The sequence below is a fragment of the Pseudidiomarina marina genome (assembly GCF_044807045.1).
Classification (GTDB): Bacteria; Pseudomonadota; Gammaproteobacteria; order Enterobacterales; family Alteromonadaceae; genus Pseudidiomarina; species Pseudidiomarina marina.
The window spans coordinates 1,443,182-1,468,547 of the sequence record NZ_CP085233.1 but is presented as its reverse complement, the minus strand read 5'-3'; the positions used below and the strand labels follow the sequence as shown (position 1 = coordinate 1,468,547).

Genomic DNA, 25,366 nt, shown 5'->3' with positions numbered 1-25,366 from the left:
AATCATTACAAAATATCTATATAATTCATCACGTTACACACTTCACTGCAGCTAACTCACAGAGTTATCCACATAAATTGTGGAGAATTCACAGCGGCTTTGTCACAATGCGCCTACAGATGTTTTACAAGAAAGAGAAAATCGACACATGAGTATTACAGTTTACGGTATTCCTAATTGCGATACGGTTCGCAAAGCACGCAAATGGCTCGAGCAACAACAGGTTACGTTTCATTTCCATGATGTGCGTGCTGAGCCAGTTCCAACGAGTACTATCGCTGTTTGGCTAGAGCAACTTGGTAGCGATACAGTTATTAACAAACGCAGTACGGCATGGCGGCAACTCAGTGCTGAGCAACAACAAATAGCGACCAACGAGGATGCGGTGCGCCTATTGCAAGAGCACCCAACGCTAATGAAACGCCCCCTATTGGATTGTCATGGTACGTTATCTGCAGGCTTTAATGAAAAGCTGTGGCAGTCTGCATTGGAGCAGCGCTAGTGGATACAGTTGCCCTCACCTGTGAGTTAATCCAACGCCCATCGGTTACGCCAAATGACGAAGGCTGCCAAGAACTCATTGGTCAACGTCTGGCGCAGCTCGGCTTTCGATTAGAAACCATGGTGTTTGAAGATACAACGAATTTATGGGCTCGTCGGGGTACCGATGGACCCGTGTTTTGTTTCGCCGGCCACACCGACGTGGTACCTGCAGGAGCCGAACATGCTTGGATCTATCCACCATTCTCGGCGACGCGAAAAGACGGCTATATATACGGCCGTGGCGCCGCTGATATGAAGGGCAGCTTGGCGGCGATGGTGGTTGCCACTGAACGGTTTGTCGCAAGCCAGCCGAATCATAAAGGCAGTATTGCATTTCTTATCACCAGTGACGAAGAAGGCCCTTTTATAAACGGTACGCCGAAAGTCGTCGAAACGCTTGAAGCACGGCAAGAAAAAATAACTTGGTGTCTGGTTGGCGAACCATCGAGTACAGCGGAACTTGGTGATGTGGTCAAAAATGGTCGCCGCGGTAGCCTTACCGGAGATTTAACCGTGTTTGGTATTCAAGGGCACGTTGCCTACCCCCATTTAGCTGAAAATCCAATACATATGGCATCATCGGCTTTAGCCGAGCTAGCGCATTCGCATTGGGATGACGGTAACGATTCGTTTCCACCAACCAGTTTTCAAATTTCCAATATTCAAGCAGGAACTGGCGCTGGCAACGTTATTCCTGGCGAAATGCATGTTCAGTTCAATTTTCGTTTCAGTACGGAATCAACCTCAGAACAACTTAAACAGCGCGTCATCGACATTGTTGAGCACCACAATTTAGACTATTCGTTAACGTGGAAACTCAATGGCGAGCCGTTTTTAACCGAATCCGGTGAATTGGTTGATGCGACGGTGAAGGCTATCGCGGAATTTACCGGCCGACTCCCAGAGTTATCCACTGCTGGCGGCACCTCGGATGGGCGCTTTATTGCGCCAACAGGAGCCCAAGTCATCGAGTTGGGGCCAGTGAACGCCACAATTCATAAAGTGAACGAATGTGTCAGCGAAGAGGATTTAGAAACATTGACGCGAGTTTACGAAAAAGTCCTTGAGAACCTATTATGTTAACCCTTGAGCAGTTGTACGGTATTAACTCCAACCATACCGAACAGGTCGCAGGTGAACGCGATGGTGTGCGCCTACAGGAACCCGTTGCGCAAGCTTATATTGCCATGCGCGACGCTGCAGCCGAGGCTGGAATAACCATGGCAATTGCTTCTGCTTTTCGTGATTTTGAGCGTCAACGCACCATTTGGAACCGAAAATTCAATGGCGAAGCGCCGCTGTATAATGATCGCGGCGAGTTACTCGATGCGACAAACCTCTCGGTAGGTGAAAAAATTGAAGCGATATTAACTTGGTCAGCGCTACCCGGCGCTTCCCGACATCATTGGGGTACTGACTTTGATGTGTACGATCCGACGCCATTCGCCACCGGTGAGCGCAAACTCGAATTAATTCCGGCAGAGTACCAAGAATCTGGGCCGTGTTATGAGCTACATCAATGGTTAATAAAACATGCTCGCGATTTTGGTTTTTTCTTCCCATATGCACGCTATCAAGGCGGCGTTGCAGCCGAGCCTTGGCATCTTAGCCACCAACATCTGGCTAACCAAGCACACGCGGAGATAAACGTTGAGCAGCTTACCAACGTACTAACCAAGTATGATGTAGCTGGGCGCGAATACGTCATTGAGCAACTGGCTGAAATTAAGCATCGTTATATTGACAGTATCTGCAATGCAGATATCACATCAGGTGACATATGGTTTGGTTAATGATTTTACTTGCGGTTGGCATTATTGTCGGTAATTTAATGCTGTTAAAACATACCGCACATATAAAAATGCCGTCGCTGAAAGATAAACAGCAACGGCATCAAGATGATTCAGATGACGATGATTGGCGTGACGATTAAAGCGGAACGCCCAACCGTGCAGCCACCTCTTCATAAGCTTCAACAACACCGCCTAGACCTTGACGGAACCGATCTTTATCAAGCTTTTTACGCGTTTCTTTGTCCCACAAACGGCAACCATCTGGACTAAACTCATCGCCCAAGACAATATTGCCATCGCCGTCGACACCAAATTCAAGTTTAAAATCAACCAACAACATACCAGCGTCGTCAAACAACTTTTTCAGTACGTCGTTTACTTTGAAAGTAAGCGCCTTCATTTGTGCCAACTGCTCAGCGGTTGCCCACCCGAAACTGATTGCCAGAGATTCGTTGATCATTGGGTCATGTAGCGCATCGTTTTTCAAAAACTGTTCGAACGTTGGTGGATTCAACTCCTGCCCTTCGGTTACTCCTAAACGGCGCACTAAAGAACCTGCCGCATAATTCCGAATAACGCATTCAACTGGAATCATCGCTAGCTTTTTAACCAATGTTTCCGTATCGCTCAATACTTGATCCAATTGAGTTGGAATGCCTGCATCTTCAAGCTTCGCCATGATGAAGTTGTTGAACTTATTGTTCACCATACCTTTGCGATCCAGCTGCTCAACTTTCTCACCATCAAAGGCTGAGGTATCGTTGCGGAACTGAAGAATTAAGCGTTCAGGGTTATCCGTGGTAAATACGGTCTTGGCCTTACCCCGATACAATTCAGTACGTTTTTCCATGAGCAGCTGTATCTCCGAACAGTTAGCGAATTAAAGTGGCGATATTATACGCCACTTTGGGTGCGAATTTCAGCAGCAAACGGTGCAAAAATTTGCATCACTTCGTCCGCACTTAACGCTTCTCGGTCACGGAACAGAGTAATCGATGTGCGCTTCGCATCGCCGGTTACTTTCACTTCATAGGCGCCTTCAGGTAATTCTAGTTTCCCGTCGGAACGACCACCCCAGAATGATTCTTCAAGTTCGTAAGTAACATAAAAGCGACCGATTTCACGGTTATAATCGTCAACTTTAAAACCTACTTCTGGCAACACGTCTCGCATCAATGCCCAGGTATAACTGAAGCTAGCGCCCATAATAAAGCTTGCATAGCCGTCTTCATCAAAGCCCATATCAACAAGCACAGCGCCTTCATCATCAACATCGGCAACACCCGTTTGTTGCGTAATCGCAATTTCACTAATCACCATGTTGAGTGCTGTAGTGGCGGCATCACGATCACGGAAATCAAGGTAGCTATTGTCAATTTCAACGGTATCCTCGGCTGTTAATTGACGTTCTATAACCGAGCTATTAACCGCCGTTGTTCTGCCATGTTCTGCGGTTGCAAAATCAAACCGGAAACGGCGGCGAATACTTACTTCCTCTTCATCTTCACCGTATACAAACGTCTCAACCACCCAATCTGTTTGAATACTTTGACGATTAACCTGCTCAGTGACGCCGATATTTCGCATCCGTAAGGCCTGCAGTGCCCCCTGCCAGACATACTGTTCGATATCGGACATCCCATCAAGCTCATCAAAATAAATACGAACTTGATCTTCCGCCTCTTCAACTCGGCTACCATCAGCCACTGGCCACACTAATTTCGGTGCTAAGATTGGCACAGCTGTTCCGATCGGTCCTAAACGTTCTGCATCCGGCACTGTGTAACGATTGGTCGGTTCCGGTAGTTGTTTATTTGGTGCAGGTTGAATTGAACCTTCGACGGCAAGCTCAGTGTAATCAAACTTACCTTCTGCTTGTTGTTTAGGGGTAAACGTACATGCACTAGCAAGTACCGTGGCAGCACCTGCTAGTACCAATAAATTAGCTTTCATTATTACTCCGCTTTAGATTAAACCTGCTTGTTTTAATGTTTGTTCGATATGTTGTTGCTGCGGAAGTTCCGGTTCCGTCATCGGTAATCGATAATTCGCTTCTAATTTGCCCATTTGCGCAAGCGCCCATTTCACTGGAATTGGGTTCGATTGCACAAACATCGCCTCATGAATACTGGCCATTTCAGCGTCAATTGCTTTCGCTGTTGCGGCATCACCTGCTGTTGCGGCTACAACCATCGCTTTCATTTTTTCCGGCACCACGTTGGCGGTAACACTAATAACGCCGTGTCCACCCAACAACATAAACTCGCAACCGGTCGGGTCATCACCGCTCAACAAGATGAAGTCGTCGCCGCAGAGTTTACGTAATAACTCAACACGAGCAACATCACCTGTCGCTTCTTTAATGCCAACGATATTTGGAATTTGTGCCAGTTCTGCTACTTGCTCCGGCAGAATATCAGACGCTGTGCGCCCTGGTACGTTGTACAATAACTGCGGTAACTCTGAAGCTTCCGCGCAGGCTTTATAGTGCGCTAATAAGCCGCGCTGAGACGGCTTGTTGTAATAGGGGTTAACGTTCAAAAAACCTTGAATGGGCAAGCTACTCATCCGCTCCGTGAGCATCACCGCCTCAGCGGTTGCGTTCGACCCGTTACCGGCAATCACAGAAATACGGCCGTCTGCAATCTCCGCCACAGCCGCCACCACCATGATATGCTCTTCGTGACTCATTGTGGCAGATTCACCCGTTGTTCCCATCGCCACAATCGCATCAGTGCCTGCTTTGCAGTGCCAGTTCACTAGCTCTTCCAGAGCATTAAAATCAACATTGCCTTGATGTGTAAACGGCGTCACGAGTGCGACGATACTACCTGTTAACATATTGCCCCCAATCTTTAATGTACGTCTCATGGTACTTTTACCACATGCTAATGACAAGGCTGGCACAGGCTTTGCTTCATGCCAATGCATCTTTTATCATGATTGCCTCGTATATAAATATTCACACGCGATGGAACGGAGCGATTATGAATACTTTAAAAGCAGGTGATAAAGCACCTCAATTTACCCTTCTTGATGCAAATGAGCAGTCTGTTGCACTCGCTGACTTGCTCAAAAAAGGCCGTGTTCTTGTTTATTTTTACCCTAAAGCGATGACACCGGGCTGCACAGTTCAAGCCCAGCAGCTTCGCGATCATCAACAACAATTGCGCGAACATAATGTGCAAGTGGTTGGTATCAGTACCGATGAACCAAAACGGTTAGCCAAGTTCACTGAACGTGACCAACTCAACTTCACCTTGTTAAGCGACGTTGATCATCAGGTTGCCGAAGCGTTTGGTGTCTGGGGCCTGAAAAAATTCATGGGTCGCGAATATGACGGTTTGCATCGTATCAGTTTTCTAATCAACCAAGACGGCAACATTGCCCATGTGTTTGATAAATTCAAAACCAAAGATCATCATCAAGTGGTCTTAGATTATCTCGCAGACGCCTAATTTTTGTCTTCCAGCAATTCGGTTGGTTCTGGCTTGGTAGATAACGCTGTAATCACGGCTTTTACCAAGCTAGCCAACGGGATTGCAAAGAACACGCCCCAAAAGCCCCATAGCCCGCCAAATACTAGCACCGCAGCAATGATATAAACTGGGTTTAAATTAACAACTTCGGAAAACAAGAGCGGCACCAATAAGTTGCCGTCTAACGCTTGAATAATCAGATAAACCACCATGACCCAAGCAAACATGCCAGTCCAACCAAATTGGAACAATGCCACGAGAAAAACTGGAAGTGTCACAACCGCAGCACCAATATAAGGAATTAATACGGAAAACCCGACAAGCACAGCGAGTAACGCGGCGTAACGCAACTCAAAAAAAGCAAAGCACAGATAGGTAAACACACCGACCACAACAACTTCGACAGCCTTACCGCGAATATAATTCATAATTTGCATATTCATTTCATCGCTGACTTGGGCAATCAAACGACGGTTGCTGGGTAAGATGCGGCTCACATGACGCAAAAGTTGGTGTTTATCCTTCAGCATAAAAAACACCAGTAAAGGCACAATAATCAAATAAATCAATAATGCCATGATGCCCACAATACGACCCAACGATTGGCTTAATAATGTTTCACCAAATAGCAGTGCTCTACTCGTTGTCGTTTCAATAAACGTATTAATGTTGGCTTGGCTAATGTATTCAGGAAACATCTCTGGCAGTCGGTTCAGTAGTACTTTTACTTGGGCAAACATTTGTGGCAACTCGCCAACCAGCGCTACTGACTGCTGCCAAATAACGGGTACCAAAAAAAGCAATAAGACAACGTTGAGTGCAACAAAGCTAAGAAACACAATACCAACAGCACTCAATCGGGGTATTCCGGTGCGTTCTAATCGTTGCACCGGCCACTCAAGGAGGTATGCCAATACCAACGCAACTAATATGGGCGCCAATATATCGCTGAACAAAATAATCAGCGCAAACGTAGTCAATAACAGCAAAAACAACGTGACCGCATCTGGGTCTGAAAACTTGCGGTTATACCATTGTTTTAAGTAATCAAACATTTGTTGCAGCTCCAAAATTTCGGGTAAAGATATTGCATGCTACCCATAGATACCACATCATAGCTTTGAACGTACCAGAGTAACAGAGCTGCGCGATGAAAACGGGAACCTTTTCACAATTTTATACTCGAAGCAGCAGGTTAATTAGGCGTATAAAATGAAGCAGTTTATCGGAACAATCGCAGCAATCGCTCTCGCTCTTACTGTAGCTACGAGTGCTAATACCACTCATGCCCAAGATCGCATTCCAGAAATTGGGACTGCTGGCGCAGCCGTAATGACTATTGACCGCGAGCGCATTTATGGCGATATGTATATGCGTCAGTTGCGGGCGCAGGCTCCGTTAGTCGGCGACCCTGTCTTAGATGAGTATTTACGCGACATCGGTTCTCGCATGGTTCGAGAAGCTGACGGTGTGCGCTTTCCATTTAACTTTTTCTGGGTGAATCAAAAAGATATCAATGCGTTCGCATTCTTTGGCGGATACATTGGTGTTCATACGGGGTTAATTTCAGAAGCTCAAACCGAGAGCGAACTAGCTGCGGTGCTAGCTCACGAGATTGCTCACGTTTCACAACGTCATATTGTTCGTAACATGGAACGTATGTCGAATGCCTCACCAACAACCATGGCAGCCATGTTAGGGTCAGTAATTTTGGCTGTCATTAACCCGCAACTGGGTATGGCTGCATTAACCGGAACCATGGGCGTATCGCAGCAAATGCAAATAAATTATACGCGACAATTTGAGCAAGAAGCCGACCGTATTGGTCTTTCAATTCTGGTCAATTCGGGCTTTGACCCAATGGGTTCACCTGACTTCTTCGGTCGTTTGAGCGAGAAATATCGCTATACCTCTCGCCCACCTGAAATTTTATTAACGCACCCGTACAGTGAGAACCGTTTGGCTGACATGCGAGCTCGCGCCGAATCGATGAGTCGCCCTGAAGTTCGTGATTCACTCTCATTTTTACTAGCGAAGTATCGAATACAGGCACGTCACCTCCGGCAGCTCAGTGAAGCGGAATTACGGCGACAAATGGAGACGGCGCCAAACGATCAGGTAAAAATTGCCGCAACCTATGCTCTGGCAATTGTACTATTGGATAATCGGCGTTCAGAAGAAGCCGAAGATGTCTTAGCGTCGTTACTAAAACGCGACCCCATGAATACCTTTTTCATTGACGTTCAAAGCGATATTTTATTAGCACAGAATCGTTATGACGATGCCTTGGCAATGCTCGAAAACGCTTATATGCGCCAGCCTAACGAGCAAACAATTACGCTAAACTTTGCCAACGTTGCTGTTGAAGCAAAACAATTCGAGCTAGCTATTACATTATTACGAGAATTTTTAGAGCGTCACCAAAACAATGTACTGGCGCTTGATTTATTAGCAACCGCCTACCGATTAAACGGCAACAGCAGTTCAATGCACGAAACCCAAGCCGAGCTTGCGGCATTGCATGGGGCTTTTGATCAAGCGATTGACCACTTGCATAAAGCGCACAAGCAAAGTGGCTTGGAGATTGAAAAACGGCGCTTGCAAGCGCGCATTGAACAATTAATGGAACAAAAACAGTTATTACAGAAGCTCAGTTCGTAAATTTAGTGTGCTTCTTTTAACTCCAAGCCGGTTGCTTTTGCCAGGCTCGCTAAGGTTTGTTCACCAAGCAACGGGCCTTTAATTTCACCACTTGGCGTGACCACAAAAGTCGCCGGTAAGGCATTTGGCTGGGTAAATGGCAACATCGGCACAGGTTCGTTTTGAATTAATGGGAATTGAATGTCATATTCCGCTCGCAACGCCGCAAGTTCCTCATTATTCAACCCGTCAAAACTAACACCCAGCAATGTCACCTGATCGCCGTAAAGTTCATGAAACTCATTTAACTCAGGTAGCTCACGCAAGCACGGCGCACACCACTCAGCAAAGTAGTTGACCACAACATAACCACCTTCGAGCTGTTGCCAGCTATGACTACCAGCAGTGTCGGTATGAAAATCAGGTGCCGGCTCACAGCCGCTCAAAAATACTGCAGACGCCAGCATTGCAACTGGCAAAAATCGACAACGCATAGAGTTTCCCTTAAGCTAACGCATTATTTACTAGAGGATTCATAGTTATGGCACAGGTCACGATTTATCATAACCCACGTTGCTCTAAGAGCCGCCAAACCCTACAACTACTCGAACAACATAACATTGAACCAGAGATAGTTGAGTATCTTAAAACTCCGCCTAGTGTGACAGAAATTCAGACCTTGATACAACAACTCGGATTTATTTCAGCGCGAGAATTGATGCGCTCCAAAGAAGATACGTATAAAACGCTCGATTTGGCCAATGAACAAGATGAAAAAAAGCTAATACAAGCCATGGCTGAACATCCGAAGCTTATCGAGCGCCCTATTGTCGTGGTTGGTAATCAAGCTCGCTTAGGACGTCCACCTGAAGCGGTACTCGAGATTTTGCCAGAATGAGTGCCAGTATTATCATTCTTTACTATAGTCGCAGTGGCGCCACCCAAACGCTGGCTGATGCTATTGCGGACGGCGTATTAAAGGCCGGCGGCGAGCCATTGATGCGCACCGTTACAGGTGCCGGCGACCCAGCAAGTCAGCGTGACCTAGAAATTAGTCAAGACGAGCTCAAGCAGTGCGATGGTTTGATTCTTGGCAGTCCTGTGCGATTTGGACACATGGCAAGTGCATTACAACAGTTTTGGGAGCAAACCAGTGTCACTTGGCTCAAAGGTGAGCTCGAAGGTAAACCAGCAGCAGTCTTTACTTCGGGTAGCAGTATGCATAGCGGCCAAGAATCGACTCTGCTGTCAATGGGGGTGCCGCTGTTACACCACGGCATGTTATTATGCGGTATTCCTTATACTGAGCCAGCAATTCAGCAAACCCAATCCGGTGCATCACCGTATGGCGCAAGCCATGTTGAGCATGGTCATGGTAAACAACTAACAGAACATGAATATCAGGCCGCCGTTGCACTAGGGCAACGAGTCACAGTGGCAGCCTTTGCATTAAAAACTGCACGTACACAGGGTAAGTTATGAACCTCGATCAAAAAACTCGGCAAATTCGATTCCTTGCTCTGGCAAGTTATCTCGGTTTATTAGCGTTAATGATTATTTGGCAAGTTTGGTGTCAGCGGGATAGTGAGTTTAGTTTGGTTTTTCGACTGGGGCTGTGGGTCGTTCCGCTATTGTTCGCGTTACCAGGCATGCTGCGTGGCAAACCGTACACCTACGCGTGGGCCAACTTCATTCTCATGTGGTATTTTTTGCATAGTCTCACCATGCTGTATGTTGCACCGGAACAACGTGGATTTGCGCTAGCGGAATTACTATTAACTAGTGCCGCGTTTGTAGGTTGCACATGGTATGCACGACGCCAAGGTAAGGCGCTTGGTTTAGGTTTGAAGAAACTTAAAGATAGCAACTAAATAGCCAAAACATCTTTTATAAATGGAATGGTTAAACGCCGTTTAGCTGCAATCGACGCCCGATCTAATCGGGCGAGGCATGCTAATAAACTACGCATATCCCGCCCTAATCGCTGCACCATAAACTGTGCAGCTTCCTGCCCTAAATGCAATCCAAGCGCTTTAGCACGCACTTGTAGGGCTCGTACTTTCTCGTCGTCATTCAAGGCATGGACATGCATACTCAATCCCCATTGCAAACGCGAATGCACATCAGCCAAAGCTACTTGAAGATGACTCGGCGCATGTTTCGCGGTCACCACAATGCTTCCCTGCCCCGCATCTTTCACACGGTTTAACAGCGCGAACAATTCAAAACACCATGATTCACTCGTACTAATAGCATCTAGATCATCGAGGCAAATAAGTGAGTAATGTTCTAAACCCTGTAATATTTGTGGCTGCACTTGATCATGTAACTCCGCCAACGGCACATACATGACTGTATCTTCAGCCGTGGCGCACAGAGCATGCAACAAATGACTTTTACCTACCCCGTCAGCACCCCATAAATAGACCAATCCCTTTGGCAGATTCTGTAAAACTTGCACCAACTCGTGATTTGACCCGCGCACAAATGTCGTGAAGGTTTCATCATCAGGTAATTGAATCGCTAATGGAAGCTGGGCAATTGCACTCAAGATTGGCTCCAACGATATATTGGCATTTCAAACTCCGAGCGACGATCTGGGTTTACCGCTGTAAACGGTTTACTTAAGTCGATGGCCTGCATGATTTGGGCTACATCTGTTTGGATAAACAATTCAAACTCGGCTTCATGCTCGCCGTATTGAATAAGCTGAACACGATTGACTGAAGGTAGTTCAAGCAATAACTTTTCTGCTTTTAATACATCCATGAATTGGCTAAGCTCGCGCACTTTTATCCGCCATGTTCCCGCCATCTCTGCATTGCTACCGATGCGAAAGCGCTGTGATAATTGTTGCGTAACATCTGCAACCAACATGCTTCCTAGCTGTTCTGGCTGCATTGCGGTCACTTCGCCGCGCCAGCGAATACCACCCAACACTAATGTCCAATCGAGCATCCAGTCATCGTCGGTGACGGCACTATCAGCTTGATACATGCGAGCGACAACTACCCCGTCGGTATCATAACGACTGCTAGCAAAGGCGATGCGATCTTCAAATCGCGCCCACAAATCAACGACAGAAAGACTCATTGAATCGTTTAAATCGAGTAACGGTAATTTAACCGGCAGTCCACGTGTTTCTGCCGCCGTTTTAAGTTCATTGATTACCGGCCAATCGTCACCGCCACCTAATATTTGGCGCTGTAAATTCTCATCTTCCGCCACTACCCAAAATAATAACTCTGGGCGTCGACTGCTCCATACACCCGAGTCGGCCTGCTGAATTACACGATCGATTTGTGGCTGGTCAAACTGAACCCATAACAGCAATTCTTCAGCTTCTTGTTGATAACCGTACTGAACCACAAAATTACGCACATTTTGCAATGCTAATTGCACCGATTCATGCTCAAGAACCGCATCGTCACCGGAAACTTTCAACAATGTATTCGTTAGCGCAGTGCGCAAAGCTTCGTTACGTTCGCTAGCGGTTTGGCTTTCTACGGCTACACGAGCCTGATAAAGCTGCTTCACCTCCACTGCTGCATGCCCCGTCCGTAGCGGTGTCAGCAGGTTAAAGCTGATTAAAAAGAATCCAATTAAGGCGATTTTTAGGGTTCGCATAGCTACCTCATCACAACATCTTGTGCTCATCATAAACAGCCCTATGCTTGCTCGCAAGTAACAAGCTGTGGATAACCTCTTGACGTTTCCGAAAATTTACCAACGTGATAAACTTGCCCGATAAAAACACCGAAACCAAGTCAAGGAATGCCTCATGCTTAAGCAACAATTGCGCGCCATCAGCTCACTGCTGACGAGTATCACGCTTATTGGCATATGCACCGGCATGACCAGCACGCTCTTGAGCTTACGTGCCACTATTGAAAACTTTGGTACGCTCACCACCGGTATCATCATGTCGGCGTATTTCATTGGCTTTTTGTTCGGCACCACCCGCGCACCAAAGGATATTCGCCGTGTTGGATATATCCGCGCCTTTGGGGGGCTTGCGGCATTGGCTGCGGCATCGATATTGATTCAGGCCATCTGGATTGATCCCATCGTATGGTTTGTCATGCGTTTTCTAACCGGTTTTGCAATCTCGGCAATCTTCGTGATTGTTGAGAGCTGGCTAAATACTATGGCCGATAACAAGAATCGCGGTACCCTACTTTCGGTTTACCTCGTACTTATTTATGGTGGCTTAGTTGCCGGTCAGCTTATTCTTGGTATCACCGACCCGGCAGGATTTATCGCATTCGCACTGGTTGCATTGCTAATAAATCTATCTCTTATTCCGATATTAGTTAGTGTAACCGTTGAACCCACTTCGCATGAACCACGCAAAGTCGCTATTCGCAGTCTTCTAAAACTCGTTCCTCTGGGTATGGTTAACGCATTTATCATGCAGGCCTGTTACGCCATGTTTTATGGTATTGGCCCCATGTACGCAACTTACATTGGGCTATCGGTGGCGCAAGTTTCATTATTTATGGCAGCATTCATACTCGGCGGAATGCTGGCTCAAGCCCCTATCGGGCTTCTCTCTGACCGCATTGACCGGCGCATTGTCATGGCCTTTTGTGCTGGTTCTGCAGCAATTATGGCGTTCGTGCTATCGCAATTAGATGCAAACGTAGCTTGGCTGATTTACTTGTGCGTTGGCTTGTTCGGCGCCTGCGCATTACCGTTATATTCGTTAGGCATGGCGCATACCAATGACTTTTTAGAAAAAGACCAGATGGTTGGCGCAACGGGTGCCATCATCAAAGTCGGTGGTATTGGCTCGATTATTGGCGCGCCATCGGTAGCCGCCTTGATGCAGTTTGGGGCGGTAAATTACTTCTTTTTACTCATTACGGTGTTAACAAGTATTGTGTGCGGTTACTCACTCTATCGCGTGACCCAGCGACCCAAAGCAGGTGACCAATCGCATAGTGCATACGCTATGTTGGCGCCAACGCAGACGTCTGATGAATTACTCACCACATTGGCAAGTGAACAAGAAATGTTAGATGAGGAATATCAAGAGGCGCAGTTAGACGCTGATCCGGAAAATGATCAGCGTCCGTCTGGCGGTGCAAGCACTTAAGCTTGCACCCAACTGGTAACCAATTGCTGAGCTTGTTCGGCCAACTCATCAAGATGCTCGGCACTCACAAAACTTTCGCAATAAATCTTATAAACTGGCTCAGTACCGGATGGACGTGCGGCAAACCAGCCATTTGCCGTGGTCACTTTCACGCCACCAATTAATGCATCGTTCGCTGGTGCTTTGGTAGTGATCGCCGTCACTGCATCACCTGCTAACTCGGTCAATTTGAGTTTATAAGCACGAATATTGCCGAAGCCAGCATTCATTTCTGTCGACGAGGCTACGTCAATACGCTTGTAATACGCAGTGCCATACTCTGCACAGAGTTCATCATAATATTGGCTTGGATTCTTTCCGGTTTTTGCGCAAATCTCCGCTGCTAATAAAGCAAGAATAATCCCGTCTTTATCGGTCGACCAGGCTTGCCCTGCACGGTCGAGGAAACTCGCACCAGCACTTTCCTCACCACCAAAGGCTGTAGTTCCCGCAAACAGCTCTTGAGCAAACCATTTGAAACCAACCGGCATCTCACGCAATTGGCGTTGATGCTTTGCAACCACGCGATCAATCATGGCGCTAGAAACGAGTGTTTTTCCAATCGCTAGCTCAGGTTTCCAACTGCGATGCTGACACAGATAATCGATGGCAACGGCAAGATAATGATTCGGGTTCATTAGGCCATGCGTAGGCGTCACAATACCATGACGGTCGTAATCAGGGTCGTTACCTACCGCAATATCATATTGGTCTTTGAGTTTTAATAAGCTCGCCATCGCATACGGTGACGAACAATCCATGCGAATTTTGCCGTCTTTATCCAAGCTCATGAAGCGGAAGCTAGCGTCAACGTCCGCATGATGAACTTCGATATTCAGACCATAATGCTCAGCAATCAGTGCCCAGTAACCAGCACCCGCGCCGCCCATTGCATCGACACCAATTCGTAACTTCGCATCAGCAATCGCTTGCATATCAATAACTTCATGCAAGTTCTCAATGTAAGTTTTACGCCAATCAACCTGCTTGAGCTTCTTGCTCGCACGTGCTTCAGCGTAGGAAACAGCGTTGACGCCCATCAACTCTGAAGACAACAACGCATTGGCATACTTTTCAATGGTTTTTGTCGCATCGGTATCGGCTGGGCCGCCATGGGGTGGATTGTATTTAAAGCCACCATCCGTTGGTGGATTATGAGACGGGGTAATGACCACACCATCGCACAAGTCTTTCGTGCGGCCACGGTTATAGCGTAAAATCGCATGGCTAATTACCGGCGTTGGTGTATAACCATCGTCTGTTTGAATATGCACTTCAATGCCATTACCAATAAACACCTCAAGCGCTGTCATATATGCCGCTTCGGAAAGTGCATGGGTGTCGCGTCCTAATAGCAGTGGCCCTGTGATGCCCTGCTCCTCACGGTACGCCACTAAAGCTTGGCTAATAGCAAGTATATGGGCTTCGTTAAATGAACGAGTTAGGGCGCAACCACGGTGACCCGATGTGCCGAATTTTACTTGCTGTTGGGGATTCCTTGGGTCGACTTCGTTAACAAAATAAGCACTCACGAGTTGTGCAATGTTCGTTAGATCTTCAGCTGCTGCCGGTTGGCCGGCGCGAGGATGCAAAGCCATTATAAAAAGTCCCTAATTTTTTCTGCGTGTTCCTGTGAATAACCCAGTTCAAGTGCCACCTGGGTTAACATTGATTTCTTACGCGTCGTGTTATTGTTGGTCACCACAAAGTAAGGCGCATCCGGTATTTGCTTCGGATTCGTACTGGTACCTGACGCTTCAAGCTCGGCTTCGGTTTTTGCAAAATATTGTCGATCGCGTCCACTAATTTGCAGTACTGCATCAAACTTTTTACTGTGGCATTTATATAACATGCTCAATATGTACAAAAACCGAGCCACAATGCTACGTTGACCAGCGAGGTCGGCACGGGTCATCACATCAAAAATGGTGCGGCGTCCAAGTCCTTCATTGCTGGCATTGGCTGTTGTATCCGTTGTCTCAGGCATTGCAATCACCGGTTGTCCGGTAGCTTGCTCAGCCGGCCCTAACCCCAATAAGCGACGCAATATTGCCGATGCACTCTCGCCAATATGTTGGGTATGGCTGGCAATATAGCGGTATAATTCGTCATCAATTTCAATGCGTTTGGTCATTAGCCGATCGCTTCTCGTTAGCTATATTAAATATGGATGGTGCTTTAAGGCACGTCTTTTGCACGCTATTATACCCAAGCATCAGCTAGGGTACAGGAATTCAACATGAGCACAGCACAGATTCTTAATTATGAAGTGATAGGTAGCGGCGAGCCCGTGGTTTTATTACATGGCTTATTCGGTGATTTAGATAACCTCAAGGGTCTGGGGCGTGATTTGAGCGAAGATTATCAGGTGATTCTGGTTGATGCGCGAAACCATGGGGATTCGTTTCACAGCGATCATATGAATTACGCAGATATGGCCAATGACCTTGCCGCAACGCTTGACGAGCTCGATATTGATTCTGCTCATATTGTCGGTCACTCCATGGGCGGGAAGATCGCGATGGAATTTGCTCTTACTTACCCTAAAAGAGCGCGCAGTGTGATTGCAGCTGACATCTCGCCAGTGGCTTATGATCCAAAACATCGTCACATTTTAGACGCATTGCGTGCGCTTGACCTGAGTCAAGTAAACAGTCGTACTGATGCTGACAAGCAACTTGCACAACATATCGATACCAAAGGTGTACGCCAATTCTTGTTGAAAAACTTACGCCGTGACGACACGGGTTACCAGTGGCGTATTAATCTTGAAACGTTAGATAGTTGCTATGAAGAAATTTCTGGTGCTGTGCGCAGCGGAAACTATGATGGCCCTATTTTGTTCATTAAAGGTGGTGATTCAGACTACCTAATGAATGAACACGCTGATGAAATTAAAGCGCGATTTAGTCAGGTTGAGGTGAAAATTATTGAAGGCGCGGGACATTGGCTGCATGCCGAAAAACCACGCATTTTCAACCGACTGGCGCGGGCGTTTATTGAGAATCATTCTCGCACCTAAGCGGCCTTCATGCTATACTCTGCGTTCTTTTTTGAAATTATTCATACAACCAAACATCAGGTGTTGCTGTTATGCTGTCAGAACATTATGAATTGATTGAAACCTTAGGGACGAACTTTGCCATTGCATTTTTGTTTGTGCTAATTGGGTTGGCTATTCAAGATGTTCTGAAGAAAGGCGATGTGCCAAAATTTGGGCGCTGGTTTGTTTGGTTGGTATTATTTTTAGGGTGCGCTGGCTTTATTGCGAAAGGCATTATTCAAGCATTCTGGGAAGCAGGTCTTTAATTTTTACAGCAGGTAGTAAGACTCTATGGCAAGTGTAGGTATATTTTTCGGTAGCGACACTGGAAACACTGAAGCTGTTGCGCAAATGATCCAAAAAGAATTGGGCAAACATTTAATTGATGTGTTTGATATCGCAAAATCAAGTAAAGAAGACATCGCTTCTTATGATTTGCTCATGTTTGGCATTCCAACTTGGTATTACGGTGAAGCCCAGTGTGATTGGGATGACTTTTTCCCTGAACTGGAAGAAATTGACTTCAATAACAAGCTGATTGCAATTTTTGGCTGTGGCGACCAAGAAGACTACGCTGAATACTTTTTAGATGCGATGGGTACCATTCGTGATATCGTGGAAGCACGTGGCGGAATTATTATTGGTCACTGGCCAACCGATGGTTACGAATTTGAAGCATCGCGAGCATTGGTTGACGATAATCACTTTGTTGGTTTAGGTATTGATGAAGATCGTCAGCCTGAGCTAACGAAAGAGCGTGTACAAAAATGGTGTGCACAAATTCGTGACGAAATGGGCTTAGATCAATTAGGCTAAGCAATATTAGCGAATCGAACTCGAGTAGCGAAGAAATCATGAGCAACAAAGACGAATTACAATTAAAAAAAGCTGGCCTGAAGGTCACGTCTCCACGAGTAAAAATCTTAGAGATCTTAAAAAATCCAAACAACCAGCACATTAGCGCTGAAGATGTTTACAAGATTTTGCTCGAAAAGAACGAAGAAATTGGCTTAGCCACGGTATACCGCGTGCTTAACCAATTTGATGACGCCGGTATTGTAAGTCGTCACCACTTTGAAGGTGGCCGCTCGGTGTTTGAGCTTAGTGCGAAAGATCACCACGATCATCTGGTTTGCTTAACTTGTGGCCATGTCTTTGAGTTTGAAGATGATGTTATTGAAGAGCGTCAACTGCAAGTGGCTGAAGCAAACAATATTAAGCTAACGAATCACAGTTTATATCTTTATGGTGAGTGTAAAACGCCTGATACGTGTGTAAATAACCAAAATACGGATATGGACTAAACTGATTTCGAATTTTGATTGAAAAAACGCGACTCAAAGTCGCGTTTTTTATTGCTTACTAACAAGTGCGATTATTACTCGCTATCACTCCAAGTATCACGCAATCCAACCGTCTGGTTAAAAACGAGTTTACCTGCTTGACTGTCTTTACTATCGGCGCAGAAATAACCAATACGTTCGAACTGATAAGCTTTCGTCGCTTCAGCGTTAGCTAGGCTTGGCTCAACAAAGCCATGTTTCACAACCAATGATTCAGGATTCAAGGTACTGAAAAAGTCTTCTTCAGCACCTGGGTTTGGTACTTGGAACAAACGGTCATATAAACGGAATTCACACGGTAGTGCATGTGCTGCCGCAACCCAGTGAATCACACCTTTCACTTTGCGCCCGTCAGCCGGATCTTGACCCAAGGTCTCCGGATCATAGGTACAATAGATGGTGGTGATATGACCTTCCGCATCCTTCTCAACACGCTCAGCCTTAATGACATAAGCGTTACGCAGGCGAACTTCCTTACCTAACACCAAGCGTTTGTATTTTTTGTTCGCTTCCTCACGAAAATCTTCACGCTCAATTAGAATTTCACGCGCGAATGGCACTTGACGCATGCCCATGCTGTCGTCGTTAGGATGATTCGGCGCATTTAACTGCTCTTCATGAGTTTCTGGATAATTTTCGATTACCAAGCGAACCGGATCGATAACCGCCATTGCTCGTGGTGCACTTTGGTTCAATTCATCACGAATACAAGCTTCAAGCATACTCATCTCAACCTGGTTATCCATTTTGGTAACCCCGATGCGGTGGCAGAACTCGCGAATTGAACCTGGTGTATAGCCACGGCGGCGCATTCCCGCAATAGTTGGCATACGTGGGTCATCCCAGCCACTCACTTTGCCCTCTTCCACTAATAAGTTCAGCTTACGCTTACTCATGACCGTGTACTGAAGGTTTAAGCGCGAAAACTCAATCTGTTGCGGATGACAATCAATACTGATGTTGTCCAGTACCCAGTCATACAAACGACGGTTGTCTTGAAATTCTAAGGTACATAGCGAGTGCGTAATGCCCTCAATGGCATCCGAAATACAGTGCGTGAAATCGTACATTGGATACACACACCACTTGTCACCCGTTTGGTGATGATGCGCAAAGCGGACACGATAGATTACTGGGTCGCGCATACACATAAATGGCGAGCTCATATCAATTTTGGCGCGCAAACAAACTTCACCTTCTTGATATTTGCCGGCTGTCATATCCGCAAAAATCGTTAAGTTTTCTTCAACCGATGTATCGCGATATGGGCTGTTGCTACCTGGCTCTTTCAAGGTACCGCGCATTTCACGCATTTGCTCTTGTGACGAAAAATCACAGTACGCCAAGCCCTTTTCAATGAGTTCTACAGCGAAGCCATGCAACAGCTCAAAATAATCTGATGAATAACGTGGTTTACCTTCCCACGTATAGCCAAGCCATTTCACGTCTTCTTGAATCGAATTGACGTAATCCACTTTCTCTTTCAGTGGGTTGGTATCATCAAAGCGCAGGTTACAGCTGCCCTTATAGTCTTCCGCGATGCCGAAATTCAGCACAATCGACTTAGCGTGACCAATATGCAGGAATCCATTTGGTTCAGGTGGGAAGCGCGTATGAACGCTCTGATGCTTTCCTGAAGCCAGATCTTGGTCGATAATTTGGCGGATAAAATTACTACGAGGCGCGTTCGCTGCCATATCTGCGGCCATGAATTACTTTACTCCGATGCTAATTCGAAAAATGACCGTTATGATCGCAGTTTATCGGCACCTGCGCAAGACCTATAGATTGAGGTTGAAGAATCGATAGGCCTGTTTTATTTCAGCTTGAGCTTGTTCTAACGAGGTGATTTCAAAACGTAATGCCGTTCCCGCTGTTGCTTGCGCTAGCGCCATCCGCCCAGACCAGCTCACCACGCCTATTTTGGGGTATCCGCCAAGGGTTTGGCAGTCATTTAGCATGACAATAGGCTGTCCATCCGGTGGTATTTGAATTGCACCGAGCGGCAATGGTTCAGAGATTATTTGCGGCCGTGTCCACGCTATCGGTTGATTGCCCTGTAAGCGCACCCCCATACGATCTTGCTTTGCCGTAACTTGTAGCGATTGCTTTACTAAACTTTGCTGCGCTTGTAGCTCAAATTGGGCATATTGAGCCATCGGTACAATTGGAATGCGCAGCTCTGTGGTACTCGATATCCGTGGAATTAAATCATGTTGAGGGCGTCGGTAAGGTACCGGCTGCGTCAACTCATAATATCCAGCATCCAGTTCATCGCCGCTTTGCAATGGCTTGCCGTCACCGCGCAGCCCCCCTAGCCCATCTCGCATCACCGTAGCAACTGAGCCAAAAGTTGGCGTAGCGAAAAATCCACCTGCCACCGCAAGATAACTACGCAGCCCTCGTTCAGGCGCATCGATACGTACTTGATCGCCTGCGTTAACACGAAAAACTTCCCAAGTTGCAATCGGCTGTTGGTTCTTCGTTAGTTTCACTGGTGCGCCGCAGACCACCCAGTAACTCGTGCTTAGCGCAGTCACACTTAATCCACCCAGTGTGACTTCCAGTTGTGCTGCTGATGCAGCATTACCGAGCAATTTATTAGCCCACAAAAACGCACGCTCATCGATGGGTCCACCGCGAGTGATACCTTGTGATAAATGACCAAACCGCCCCCAATCTTGCAACGTTGTCAGCAAGCCCGGTTGTTCAATACGAAGCGCCGGATAACTCTTCGTATTAGTCATCATGGCGCTCCTCAATGTGATTCGATTGGCTGTTTGCTTCAATTTCTAAAAAACGTTGTTTGGAAACGGATGTGAAACGCACCTGATCGCCGGCTTGCAGTTTTAATCCTGATCGATCCGTCCACCCAGCGACGCGACCGATAATATTCCACCCACCTGGCGAAGTACGCGGATAAATGGCTGTTTGTTGATTGGCTATCGCCACGCTGCCCGCGGGTACTTTAGTGCGCGGGGTATCGAGTCGTGCCACTTGCAATGCGTTAGGTACATCACCTAAATAAGCAAAGCCGGGAGCGAATCCGATGGTATATACATGGTACGTTTCCGCACTATGACGCTGGCTAACCTCTTCTGCGCTTAGCCCCGTGTAATGGCAAACACGCTCGATGTCGAGCGCAAATTCAGGTTCGTAACACACGAAGTACTCGTGAATACCAGCAACCTTCGGTGTTACCTGTCGCTGCCGTAGCTCGATAAGTTGTGCTTTCAGCCAGTGCTGAACGTGTTCAAAAGTGGTGCGTTGAATGTCGTACACAACCATTAGTGTGTGATAAGCAGCAACCACGTCGCTCAACCAAACGGGCTGTGCTTGAATAATGGCCTCACGTAATAAATGAACCTGTTGGTTAATTTGCTTATCGACTTTCGCGTCAAACACGATCATTACCGCATCAACGCCAGCTATTTCAATTGAAGCTTGTAGGTTAAATGCCATTTAGAACCTGTCGGATTGCGACAACGGTTGCAATCGATTCAGCGTTATCACCGTGCACACATAATGTTTGCGGTTGTAAACGCAATTGTGAACCATCGCTTGCAATAATTGGCTCACCACAAGCAAACGCTTTTGCTTGGTCAAGAATCGTTTCGCGATCAGTAAACACTGCATCTGCATATTGGCGCGACCGCAAAGAACCATCAGGTTCGTAACGTCTGTCGGCAAATGCTTCGAAACACAACTCGACGTGGCAGTATTCGGCAATACGCTGTTGCGTGGTGTTATTTGCCCTTGCCAAGGTTAATAAATACAGGGGCGGATGTGCAGGATGACTGTTGTTTTGTTCAGCTATTACGCGGCAAACCAATTCAAATAATTCTTGATCACGCTGCATATCGTTATATAGAGCACCGTGAGGTTTTACGTAACTTAACTGTGCACCGGCTTGCAAACACAAAGCTCGTATTGCACCAATTTGATAATGCAAGATGGCCTTTAATTCGGCCTGCGGAAAATGCAAGGTTCGACGGCCGAAACCCGCTAAATCTGGATACGCCGGGTGAGCACCAATTTCGACCTGGTGTTCGACGGCTAATTGAATGGTTTGCGCCATAATTGCTGGGCCACCGGCATGAAAACCACAGGCAATATTGGCCATATCAACATGCGGCATTACCGCGGCATCATCACCCATCGTCCATGCCGCAAAGCTTTCTCCCATATCACAATTGAGTTTGATCATAACTACTTATCAACCGAATCCTCTGATTCTTCATTTCGTGCACCACGGGCGCCGGCGAAGCGAGCATAACTGTAGGCAAACAAATAAACGCCAACGCCAACGCTTGAAATAAATAATGGTGCAAGCGTTAGTCCACCAATCTGATGCGCACCGTAAACAGCTGCAGTGCCGGTTAACCCTAACGTAGTCAATGATGCTGCGACCAAGGTGATTGGCTCAAGCCACTTCAGCAATACGCGACCCCCCAACAAGTTCACCAAAGCACCGAGAATAATCCCCCAAGCAATTGGCACGCCAAGTTTATACCAGCCTAGCTGCCAATCAATGATGGCTGCCCACAATTGTTGTTCGCTAGCATTATAAAACATCAGGCCGACAAGACCCGCTAAAATAACTAACCGTGTGGTTAACGACATAATGGTTCCCTACTTTTGCGAGCCTAGATAAATAACCAAGACAAAATAGCGATAATAATCGCAATAACCGGCACCCACAAAATTGGGGATTGATACCATTTTAAAACAGGTTGTTGGTACGGTTCGGGATTGGCTTCGGCTTTTGGCTCTGGACGTTTTTGTCTTAGCAACCACACCACACCAATAACCAATAACACCACGCCTAATTGGCGATAACTTGAAGTCGCCTCGCCTGCTGGTGCTAATACGGCGAGTAATATACCCAGAACGATGACCGCAAGTGCACTAATTCGTGTCGTACTTGTTGTTTTCATAAGCTTATGTTTGCCCTTTTTGTTTTTCTTTTCGCCAAACTATTAGAAACCATATCCAACCAATGATTTGCATGAACACACCAACAATAATGGTGCTTAAGTTTTGCTCCCAGATACCGCTTAACATGGCAGCAAAACCAATAACCGCTAGGATGAGTGGATAAATCATCGCAATCTCCTTATGTGGAATCTACACCTTACTGAAATCTTCCGCTCGGCGAAAGACTTCAAGCATTATATTCGACTATTGTCGGGGCGAGTGCCATACTGTTTTTAGTAACAATTATGATGAGGCAGCTATGACCAGAGCCCCGCAAGAAACTCAACTTGAAACCTGCGAATCAGAGCATTTACAACATGATGCCAGCGTCTACGGATCATTGCAGCGACAGTTAACGCCCCATTTAACGGTTCACCGTATTCTGCCACAACGCGCTATTCGAATGATTGGACCGTGGTGCTTCTTAGACCACTTTGGTCCAGTTGCACCAGCCAATTACCGCCAGTTTGATGTTCCGCCACACCCACATATTGGCTTGCAGACCATCACGTGGTTGCTGTCTGGGCAACTTCTCCATCAAGATAGTTTAGGTTATGAACAGTCTTTACGCAGCGGTCAGTTAAATTTAATGACAGCTGGACGAGGCATTACCCATGCTGAAGTGGCCGATAACGATCCTGATCAACCGTTACATGGATTACAACTGTGGCGAGCACTTCCGCCTGAGCATGAACAAACAGAACCGCGCTTCGATCATTATCAACAGGTGCCAAAGTTTAGTCTCGGCGATTGCACCGCTACGCTTATATGCGGAACTTATGCGACCGAGCAGCGCCGCTGGAATAGTCCGGCACTAAGCTTTAGTCCAAGTATGGCGATGTTATTGCAGACACCACGTACAACCGCTGTCGAGTTACATCTTGATCGTGATTTTGAATACGGCATCTACGTTGTTAGTGGGCAACTCGAAACGCTTGAGAAAACCACTCGCGCGCATCAATTAATAAGTCTGGGTAGCAATCGTCAACATGTGGTTCTGGAGTTTGCTGCCGATACCCAGATTTTAGTACTAGGTGGTGAGGCATTTGAACAGCCAGTAAAAATGTGGTGGAATTTTGTTAGTGCGTCGCAGCAACGCGTCGAGCAAGCCCAGCAAGATTGGGATGCCGGCCATGAGCGCTTTGGAAAGGTTGTTCAATACCAGACAAAAAAAGGTAACTAATGGGAATTGTCAGCTTTGTGAGTAAAGCAACTCGCCGCCTTGGCTTATGGTTTCTTGCCGCAGGGGTAACGCTTGCCGTGCTGTTTACTGCGGTATTGATTTATAAACTCACGGTATTTGAACCTGATCCGCCGGTCGCTGCAAACTGTCAATCTTTGCAGCTCATTGCAACTGCCGACGGTGCAGCAGAGATTCACGTTTATGATTGTCAGCGTGGCAACTCTGGCAATAGCTGGCATGGTTTTGAAGTATGGTTGTTTGAACCCAAAGCGAATGATTGGCTACGAATTGCGACCGCTGAACAAGGCCCCTGTTTAACAATATCGTGGCAGCGTGATGGCGAATTAGTTATTCATCACGGTCACAGTCGTGGGGCCTTAAATATCGCCAAATCCTCAGTGGTGTATGATGACGCAAATGGGCGACCAGCGACCATCAGCGTCACCACCAAACGCGAAGAAAAAGAGTGCCCGCTTTAACCGAGTTTCATGACCCATTTCAATGGTAAACGCTTCATCAAAAAGCCGATAAGCGCCCATGGCCAAGTTGGCACATAGGCCTGCACGGGCTCTTTTTCTATCGCTTGAACTAACTTACGACAGCCAGTTTCGGTATCAATCATGAACGGGGTATTCTTCACTTTTTCATTAATTTCAGAGCGAATGTATCCGGGTAAAATGGCACTCACTTTGATCGGCGAGCGTGATTTAATTAAGTCGGCACGAATTCCTTCTGTAAGCGCCAGTAACCCCGCCTTTGTCGCCGCATAAACAGTCATCGCTCGCGGCATTCCGCGTAGTGCACTAATGGAACTTATGGTTACCAAATGCCCGCTATTTTGTTCACGGAAGATCTCGAGCGCTGCCTCACATTGTGCTAATGCCGCCACGAAGTTGGTTTGCGCAGTTTGCACATTGGCATAGAAATATCCGGTACCCAGCGATGCCCCTTTACCCATTCCAGCATTCACAATCACCCGATCGATACTGCCAAACTCTTCTTTGAACGCTTTAAATACAGCAAATACGTCGTCATGCTGATTCACATCTAGCGCCTTCACGCTTACTTTAATATCTGGGTAGCGTTGTTCTAACTCTTGCTTCAAGGCATCAAGGCGTTCCGTGCGCCGAGCGCACAATGCTAAATTTCGGCCATACTTGGCGAACTCTCGCGCCATGCCCTCGCCCAGTCCAGAGCTTGCGCCAGTTATCAATATTGTTTTGCGCAT

At 46.7% G+C, this 25,366-nt stretch carries 33 protein-coding genes; 16 read left to right on the top strand and 17 right to left on the bottom strand.

The genetic code is table 11. The features are described 5' to 3' along the window. Positions 1-148: 148 nt before the first annotated feature. The 4 genes from LG272_RS06925 to LG272_RS06910 are packed head-to-tail and all read left to right on the top strand — an operon-like array spanning position 149 to position 2,476. The gene (locus LG272_RS06925; protein ID WP_126758616.1) at positions 149-502 is read left to right on the top strand and encodes an arsenate reductase; all 354 of its coding nucleotides are present in this window, start codon (positions 149-151) and stop codon (positions 500-502) included. Then, positions 502-1,626 carry a succinyl-diaminopimelate desuccinylase gene (gene dapE, locus LG272_RS06920; protein ID WP_404407525.1) on the top strand — a complete coding sequence of 375 codons (1,125 nt, stop codon included), beginning with the start codon at positions 502-504 and terminating at the stop codon, positions 1,624-1,626. The genes LG272_RS06925 and dapE overlap by 1 nt, the downstream gene beginning before the upstream one ends. Beyond that, the gene (locus tag LG272_RS06915) at positions 1,620-2,336 is read left to right on the top strand and encodes a M15 family metallopeptidase (protein WP_404407523.1); all 717 of its coding nucleotides are present in this window, start codon (positions 1,620-1,622) and stop codon (positions 2,334-2,336) included. The genes dapE and LG272_RS06915 overlap by 7 nt, the downstream gene beginning before the upstream one ends. Beyond that, the gene (locus LG272_RS06910) at positions 2,324-2,476 is read left to right on the top strand and encodes a DUF2897 family protein (protein ID WP_126758614.1); all 153 of its coding nucleotides are present in this window, start codon (positions 2,324-2,326) and stop codon (positions 2,474-2,476) included. Before LG272_RS06915 ends, LG272_RS06910 begins: the two co-directional genes overlap by 13 nt. On the opposite strand, the gene purC is transcribed toward LG272_RS06910, so the two are convergent. The 3 genes from purC to dapA are packed head-to-tail and all read right to left on the bottom strand — an operon-like array spanning position 2,473 to position 5,177. Further along, on the bottom strand, positions 2,473-3,186 hold the full coding sequence (gene purC / locus LG272_RS06905) for a phosphoribosylaminoimidazolesuccinocarboxamide synthase (protein ID WP_126758613.1): 714 nt from the start codon (positions 3,184-3,186) through the stop codon (positions 2,473-2,475). The two genes, LG272_RS06910 and purC, sit on opposite strands and share 4 nt — an antisense overlap. A gap of 44 nt (positions 3,187-3,230) precedes the next feature. Beyond that, positions 3,231-4,289, bottom strand: a complete 1,059-nt coding sequence (gene bamC, locus LG272_RS06900) for an outer membrane protein assembly factor BamC (protein ID WP_404407520.1) — start codon at positions 4,287-4,289, stop codon at positions 3,231-3,233. Between the two features lie 12 nt (positions 4,290-4,301). Beyond that, positions 4,302-5,177 carry a 4-hydroxy-tetrahydrodipicolinate synthase gene (gene dapA, locus LG272_RS06895; RefSeq protein WP_126758611.1) on the bottom strand — a complete coding sequence of 292 codons (876 nt, stop codon included), beginning with the start codon at positions 5,175-5,177 and terminating at the stop codon, positions 4,302-4,304. Between the two features lie 146 nt (positions 5,178-5,323). Here dapA and bcp point away from each other — a divergent pair, with 146 nt between their 5' ends. Beyond that, a complete protein-coding gene (gene bcp / locus LG272_RS06890; protein WP_126758610.1) occupies positions 5,324-5,794 on the top strand; it encodes a thioredoxin-dependent thiol peroxidase in 471 nt (156 codons plus the stop codon). Here the strand turns inward: bcp and LG272_RS06885 are convergent. Then, entirely contained in the window at positions 5,791-6,870 is a 1,080-nt protein-coding gene (locus tag LG272_RS06885; protein WP_126758609.1) for an AI-2E family transporter, read from the bottom strand. The genes bcp and LG272_RS06885 overlap by 4 nt on opposite strands. Before the next feature lie 157 nt (positions 6,871-7,027). On the opposite strand from LG272_RS06885, the gene LG272_RS06880 reads away from it, so the two are divergent. Continuing rightward, complete coding sequence (locus LG272_RS06880) at positions 7,028-8,476, top strand: M48 family metalloprotease (protein WP_404407517.1); 1,449 nt, start codon at positions 7,028-7,030, stop codon at positions 8,474-8,476. 2 nt (positions 8,477-8,478) lie between these two features. Here the strand turns inward: LG272_RS06880 and LG272_RS06875 are convergent, their stop codons facing one another. After that, positions 8,479-8,949 (bottom strand): TlpA disulfide reductase family protein, encoded by a 471-nt coding sequence (locus LG272_RS06875; RefSeq protein WP_198678546.1) that lies wholly within the window; start codon positions 8,947-8,949, stop codon positions 8,479-8,481. Between the two features lie 47 nt (positions 8,950-8,996). Here LG272_RS06875 and arsC point away from each other — a divergent pair, with 47 nt between their 5' ends. From arsC to LG272_RS06860, 3 genes are read left to right on the top strand one after another with little or no spacing between them, the layout of a single operon-like run. After that, entirely contained in the window at positions 8,997-9,353 is a 357-nt protein-coding gene (arsC, locus tag LG272_RS06870; RefSeq protein WP_404407514.1) for an arsenate reductase (glutaredoxin), read from the top strand. Further along, positions 9,350-9,937: a flavodoxin family protein gene (locus LG272_RS06865; protein ID WP_404407512.1), complete on the top strand. Its 588-nt coding sequence runs from the start codon at positions 9,350-9,352 to the stop codon at positions 9,935-9,937. The genes arsC and LG272_RS06865 overlap by 4 nt, the downstream gene beginning before the upstream one ends. After that, the gene (locus LG272_RS06860; RefSeq protein WP_404407510.1) at positions 9,934-10,326 is read left to right on the top strand and encodes a DUF2069 domain-containing protein; all 393 of its coding nucleotides are present in this window, start codon (positions 9,934-9,936) and stop codon (positions 10,324-10,326) included. The genes LG272_RS06865 and LG272_RS06860 overlap by 4 nt, the downstream gene beginning before the upstream one ends. On the opposite strand, the gene hda is transcribed toward LG272_RS06860, so the two are convergent. Both hda and LG272_RS06850 read right to left on the bottom strand, forming a co-directional pair. Next, positions 10,323-11,006: a DnaA regulatory inactivator Hda gene (gene hda / locus LG272_RS06855; RefSeq protein WP_404407508.1), complete on the bottom strand. Its 684-nt coding sequence runs from the start codon at positions 11,004-11,006 to the stop codon at positions 10,323-10,325. The two genes, LG272_RS06860 and hda, sit on opposite strands and share 4 nt — an antisense overlap. Then, on the bottom strand, positions 11,003-12,082 hold the full coding sequence (locus tag LG272_RS06850; RefSeq protein ID WP_157980791.1) for a DUF2066 domain-containing protein: 1,080 nt from the start codon (positions 12,080-12,082) through the stop codon (positions 11,003-11,005). The genes hda and LG272_RS06850 overlap by 4 nt, the downstream gene beginning before the upstream one ends. A gap of 154 nt (positions 12,083-12,236) precedes the next feature. On the opposite strand from LG272_RS06850, the gene LG272_RS06845 reads away from it, so the two are divergent. Then, the gene (locus LG272_RS06845) at positions 12,237-13,553 is read left to right on the top strand and encodes an MFS transporter (protein WP_126758603.1); all 1,317 of its coding nucleotides are present in this window, start codon (positions 12,237-12,239) and stop codon (positions 13,551-13,553) included. Here LG272_RS06845 and pgm read toward each other — a convergent pair. Further along, positions 13,550-15,190, bottom strand: a complete 1,641-nt coding sequence (gene pgm / locus LG272_RS06840; protein WP_404407506.1) for a phosphoglucomutase (alpha-D-glucose-1,6-bisphosphate-dependent) — start codon at positions 15,188-15,190, stop codon at positions 13,550-13,552. The two genes, LG272_RS06845 and pgm, sit on opposite strands and share 4 nt — an antisense overlap. Continuing rightward, positions 15,190-15,726, bottom strand: a complete 537-nt coding sequence (gene seqA / locus LG272_RS06835) for a replication initiation negative regulator SeqA (RefSeq protein ID WP_126758601.1) — start codon at positions 15,724-15,726, stop codon at positions 15,190-15,192. Before seqA ends, pgm begins: the two co-directional genes overlap by 1 nt. A gap of 105 nt (positions 15,727-15,831) precedes the next feature. On the opposite strand from seqA, the gene LG272_RS06830 reads away from it, so the two are divergent. The 4 genes from LG272_RS06830 to fur all read left to right on the top strand — a co-directional run bounded on the left by LG272_RS06830 (position 15,832) and on the right by fur (position 17,939). Next, positions 15,832-16,614, top strand: coding sequence for an alpha/beta fold hydrolase (locus LG272_RS06830; protein ID WP_126758600.1), 783 nt, complete (start codon positions 15,832-15,834; stop codon positions 16,612-16,614). Positions 16,615-16,685: 71 nt separating this feature from the next. Then, the gene (locus LG272_RS06825; RefSeq protein WP_092854554.1) at positions 16,686-16,901 is read left to right on the top strand and encodes a DUF2788 domain-containing protein; all 216 of its coding nucleotides are present in this window, start codon (positions 16,686-16,688) and stop codon (positions 16,899-16,901) included. Between the two features lie 25 nt (positions 16,902-16,926). Continuing rightward, entirely contained in the window at positions 16,927-17,451 is a 525-nt protein-coding gene (gene fldA, locus LG272_RS06820) for a flavodoxin FldA (protein ID WP_126758599.1), read from the top strand. 38 nt (positions 17,452-17,489) lie between these two features. Then, positions 17,490-17,939, top strand: coding sequence for a ferric iron uptake transcriptional regulator (gene fur / locus LG272_RS06815; RefSeq protein WP_126758598.1), 450 nt, complete (start codon positions 17,490-17,492; stop codon positions 17,937-17,939). A 74-nt stretch (positions 17,940-18,013) separates the two neighbouring features. On the opposite strand, the gene glnS is transcribed toward fur, so the two are convergent. From glnS to LG272_RS06780, 7 genes are all read right to left on the bottom strand, one after another. Beyond that, entirely contained in the window at positions 18,014-19,675 is a 1,662-nt protein-coding gene (glnS, locus tag LG272_RS06810) for a glutamine--tRNA ligase (RefSeq protein ID WP_126759347.1), read from the bottom strand. Positions 19,676-19,759: 84 nt separating this feature from the next. Continuing rightward, positions 19,760-20,728, bottom strand: coding sequence for a biotin-dependent carboxyltransferase family protein (locus LG272_RS06805; RefSeq protein WP_404407502.1), 969 nt, complete (start codon positions 20,726-20,728; stop codon positions 19,760-19,762). Beyond that, positions 20,718-21,440, bottom strand: a complete 723-nt coding sequence (locus LG272_RS06800; RefSeq protein WP_404407500.1) for an allophanate hydrolase subunit 1 — start codon at positions 21,438-21,440, stop codon at positions 20,718-20,720. Before LG272_RS06800 ends, LG272_RS06805 begins: the two co-directional genes overlap by 11 nt. After that, positions 21,430-22,185, bottom strand: a complete 756-nt coding sequence (locus LG272_RS06795; RefSeq protein ID WP_404407498.1) for a 5-oxoprolinase subunit PxpA — start codon at positions 22,183-22,185, stop codon at positions 21,430-21,432. The genes LG272_RS06800 and LG272_RS06795 overlap by 11 nt, the downstream gene beginning before the upstream one ends. 2 nt (positions 22,186-22,187) lie before the next feature. Beyond that, positions 22,188-22,601, bottom strand: a complete 414-nt coding sequence (locus tag LG272_RS06790) for a hypothetical protein (RefSeq protein ID WP_404407496.1) — start codon at positions 22,599-22,601, stop codon at positions 22,188-22,190. Between the two features lie 23 nt (positions 22,602-22,624). After that, positions 22,625-22,915 (bottom strand): hypothetical protein, encoded by a 291-nt coding sequence (locus LG272_RS06785; protein ID WP_126758593.1) that lies wholly within the window; start codon positions 22,913-22,915, stop codon positions 22,625-22,627. A 4-nt stretch (positions 22,916-22,919) separates the two neighbouring features. Next, positions 22,920-23,084 (bottom strand): hypothetical protein, encoded by a 165-nt coding sequence (locus LG272_RS06780; protein WP_157980790.1) that lies wholly within the window; start codon positions 23,082-23,084, stop codon positions 22,920-22,922. Between the two features lie 130 nt (positions 23,085-23,214). Between LG272_RS06780 and LG272_RS06775 the strand changes: the two genes are divergently transcribed. Beyond that, positions 23,215-24,138, top strand: a complete 924-nt coding sequence (locus tag LG272_RS06775) for a pirin family protein (RefSeq protein ID WP_126758592.1) — start codon at positions 23,215-23,217, stop codon at positions 24,136-24,138. Then, complete coding sequence (locus LG272_RS06770; protein ID WP_404407493.1) at positions 24,138-24,617, top strand: hypothetical protein; 480 nt, start codon at positions 24,138-24,140, stop codon at positions 24,615-24,617. Before LG272_RS06775 ends, LG272_RS06770 begins: the two co-directional genes overlap by 1 nt. On the opposite strand, the gene LG272_RS06765 is transcribed toward LG272_RS06770, so the two are convergent. Then, complete coding sequence (locus LG272_RS06765; protein WP_126758590.1) at positions 24,614-25,366, bottom strand: SDR family oxidoreductase; 753 nt, start codon at positions 25,364-25,366, stop codon at positions 24,614-24,616. The two genes, LG272_RS06770 and LG272_RS06765, sit on opposite strands and share 4 nt — an antisense overlap.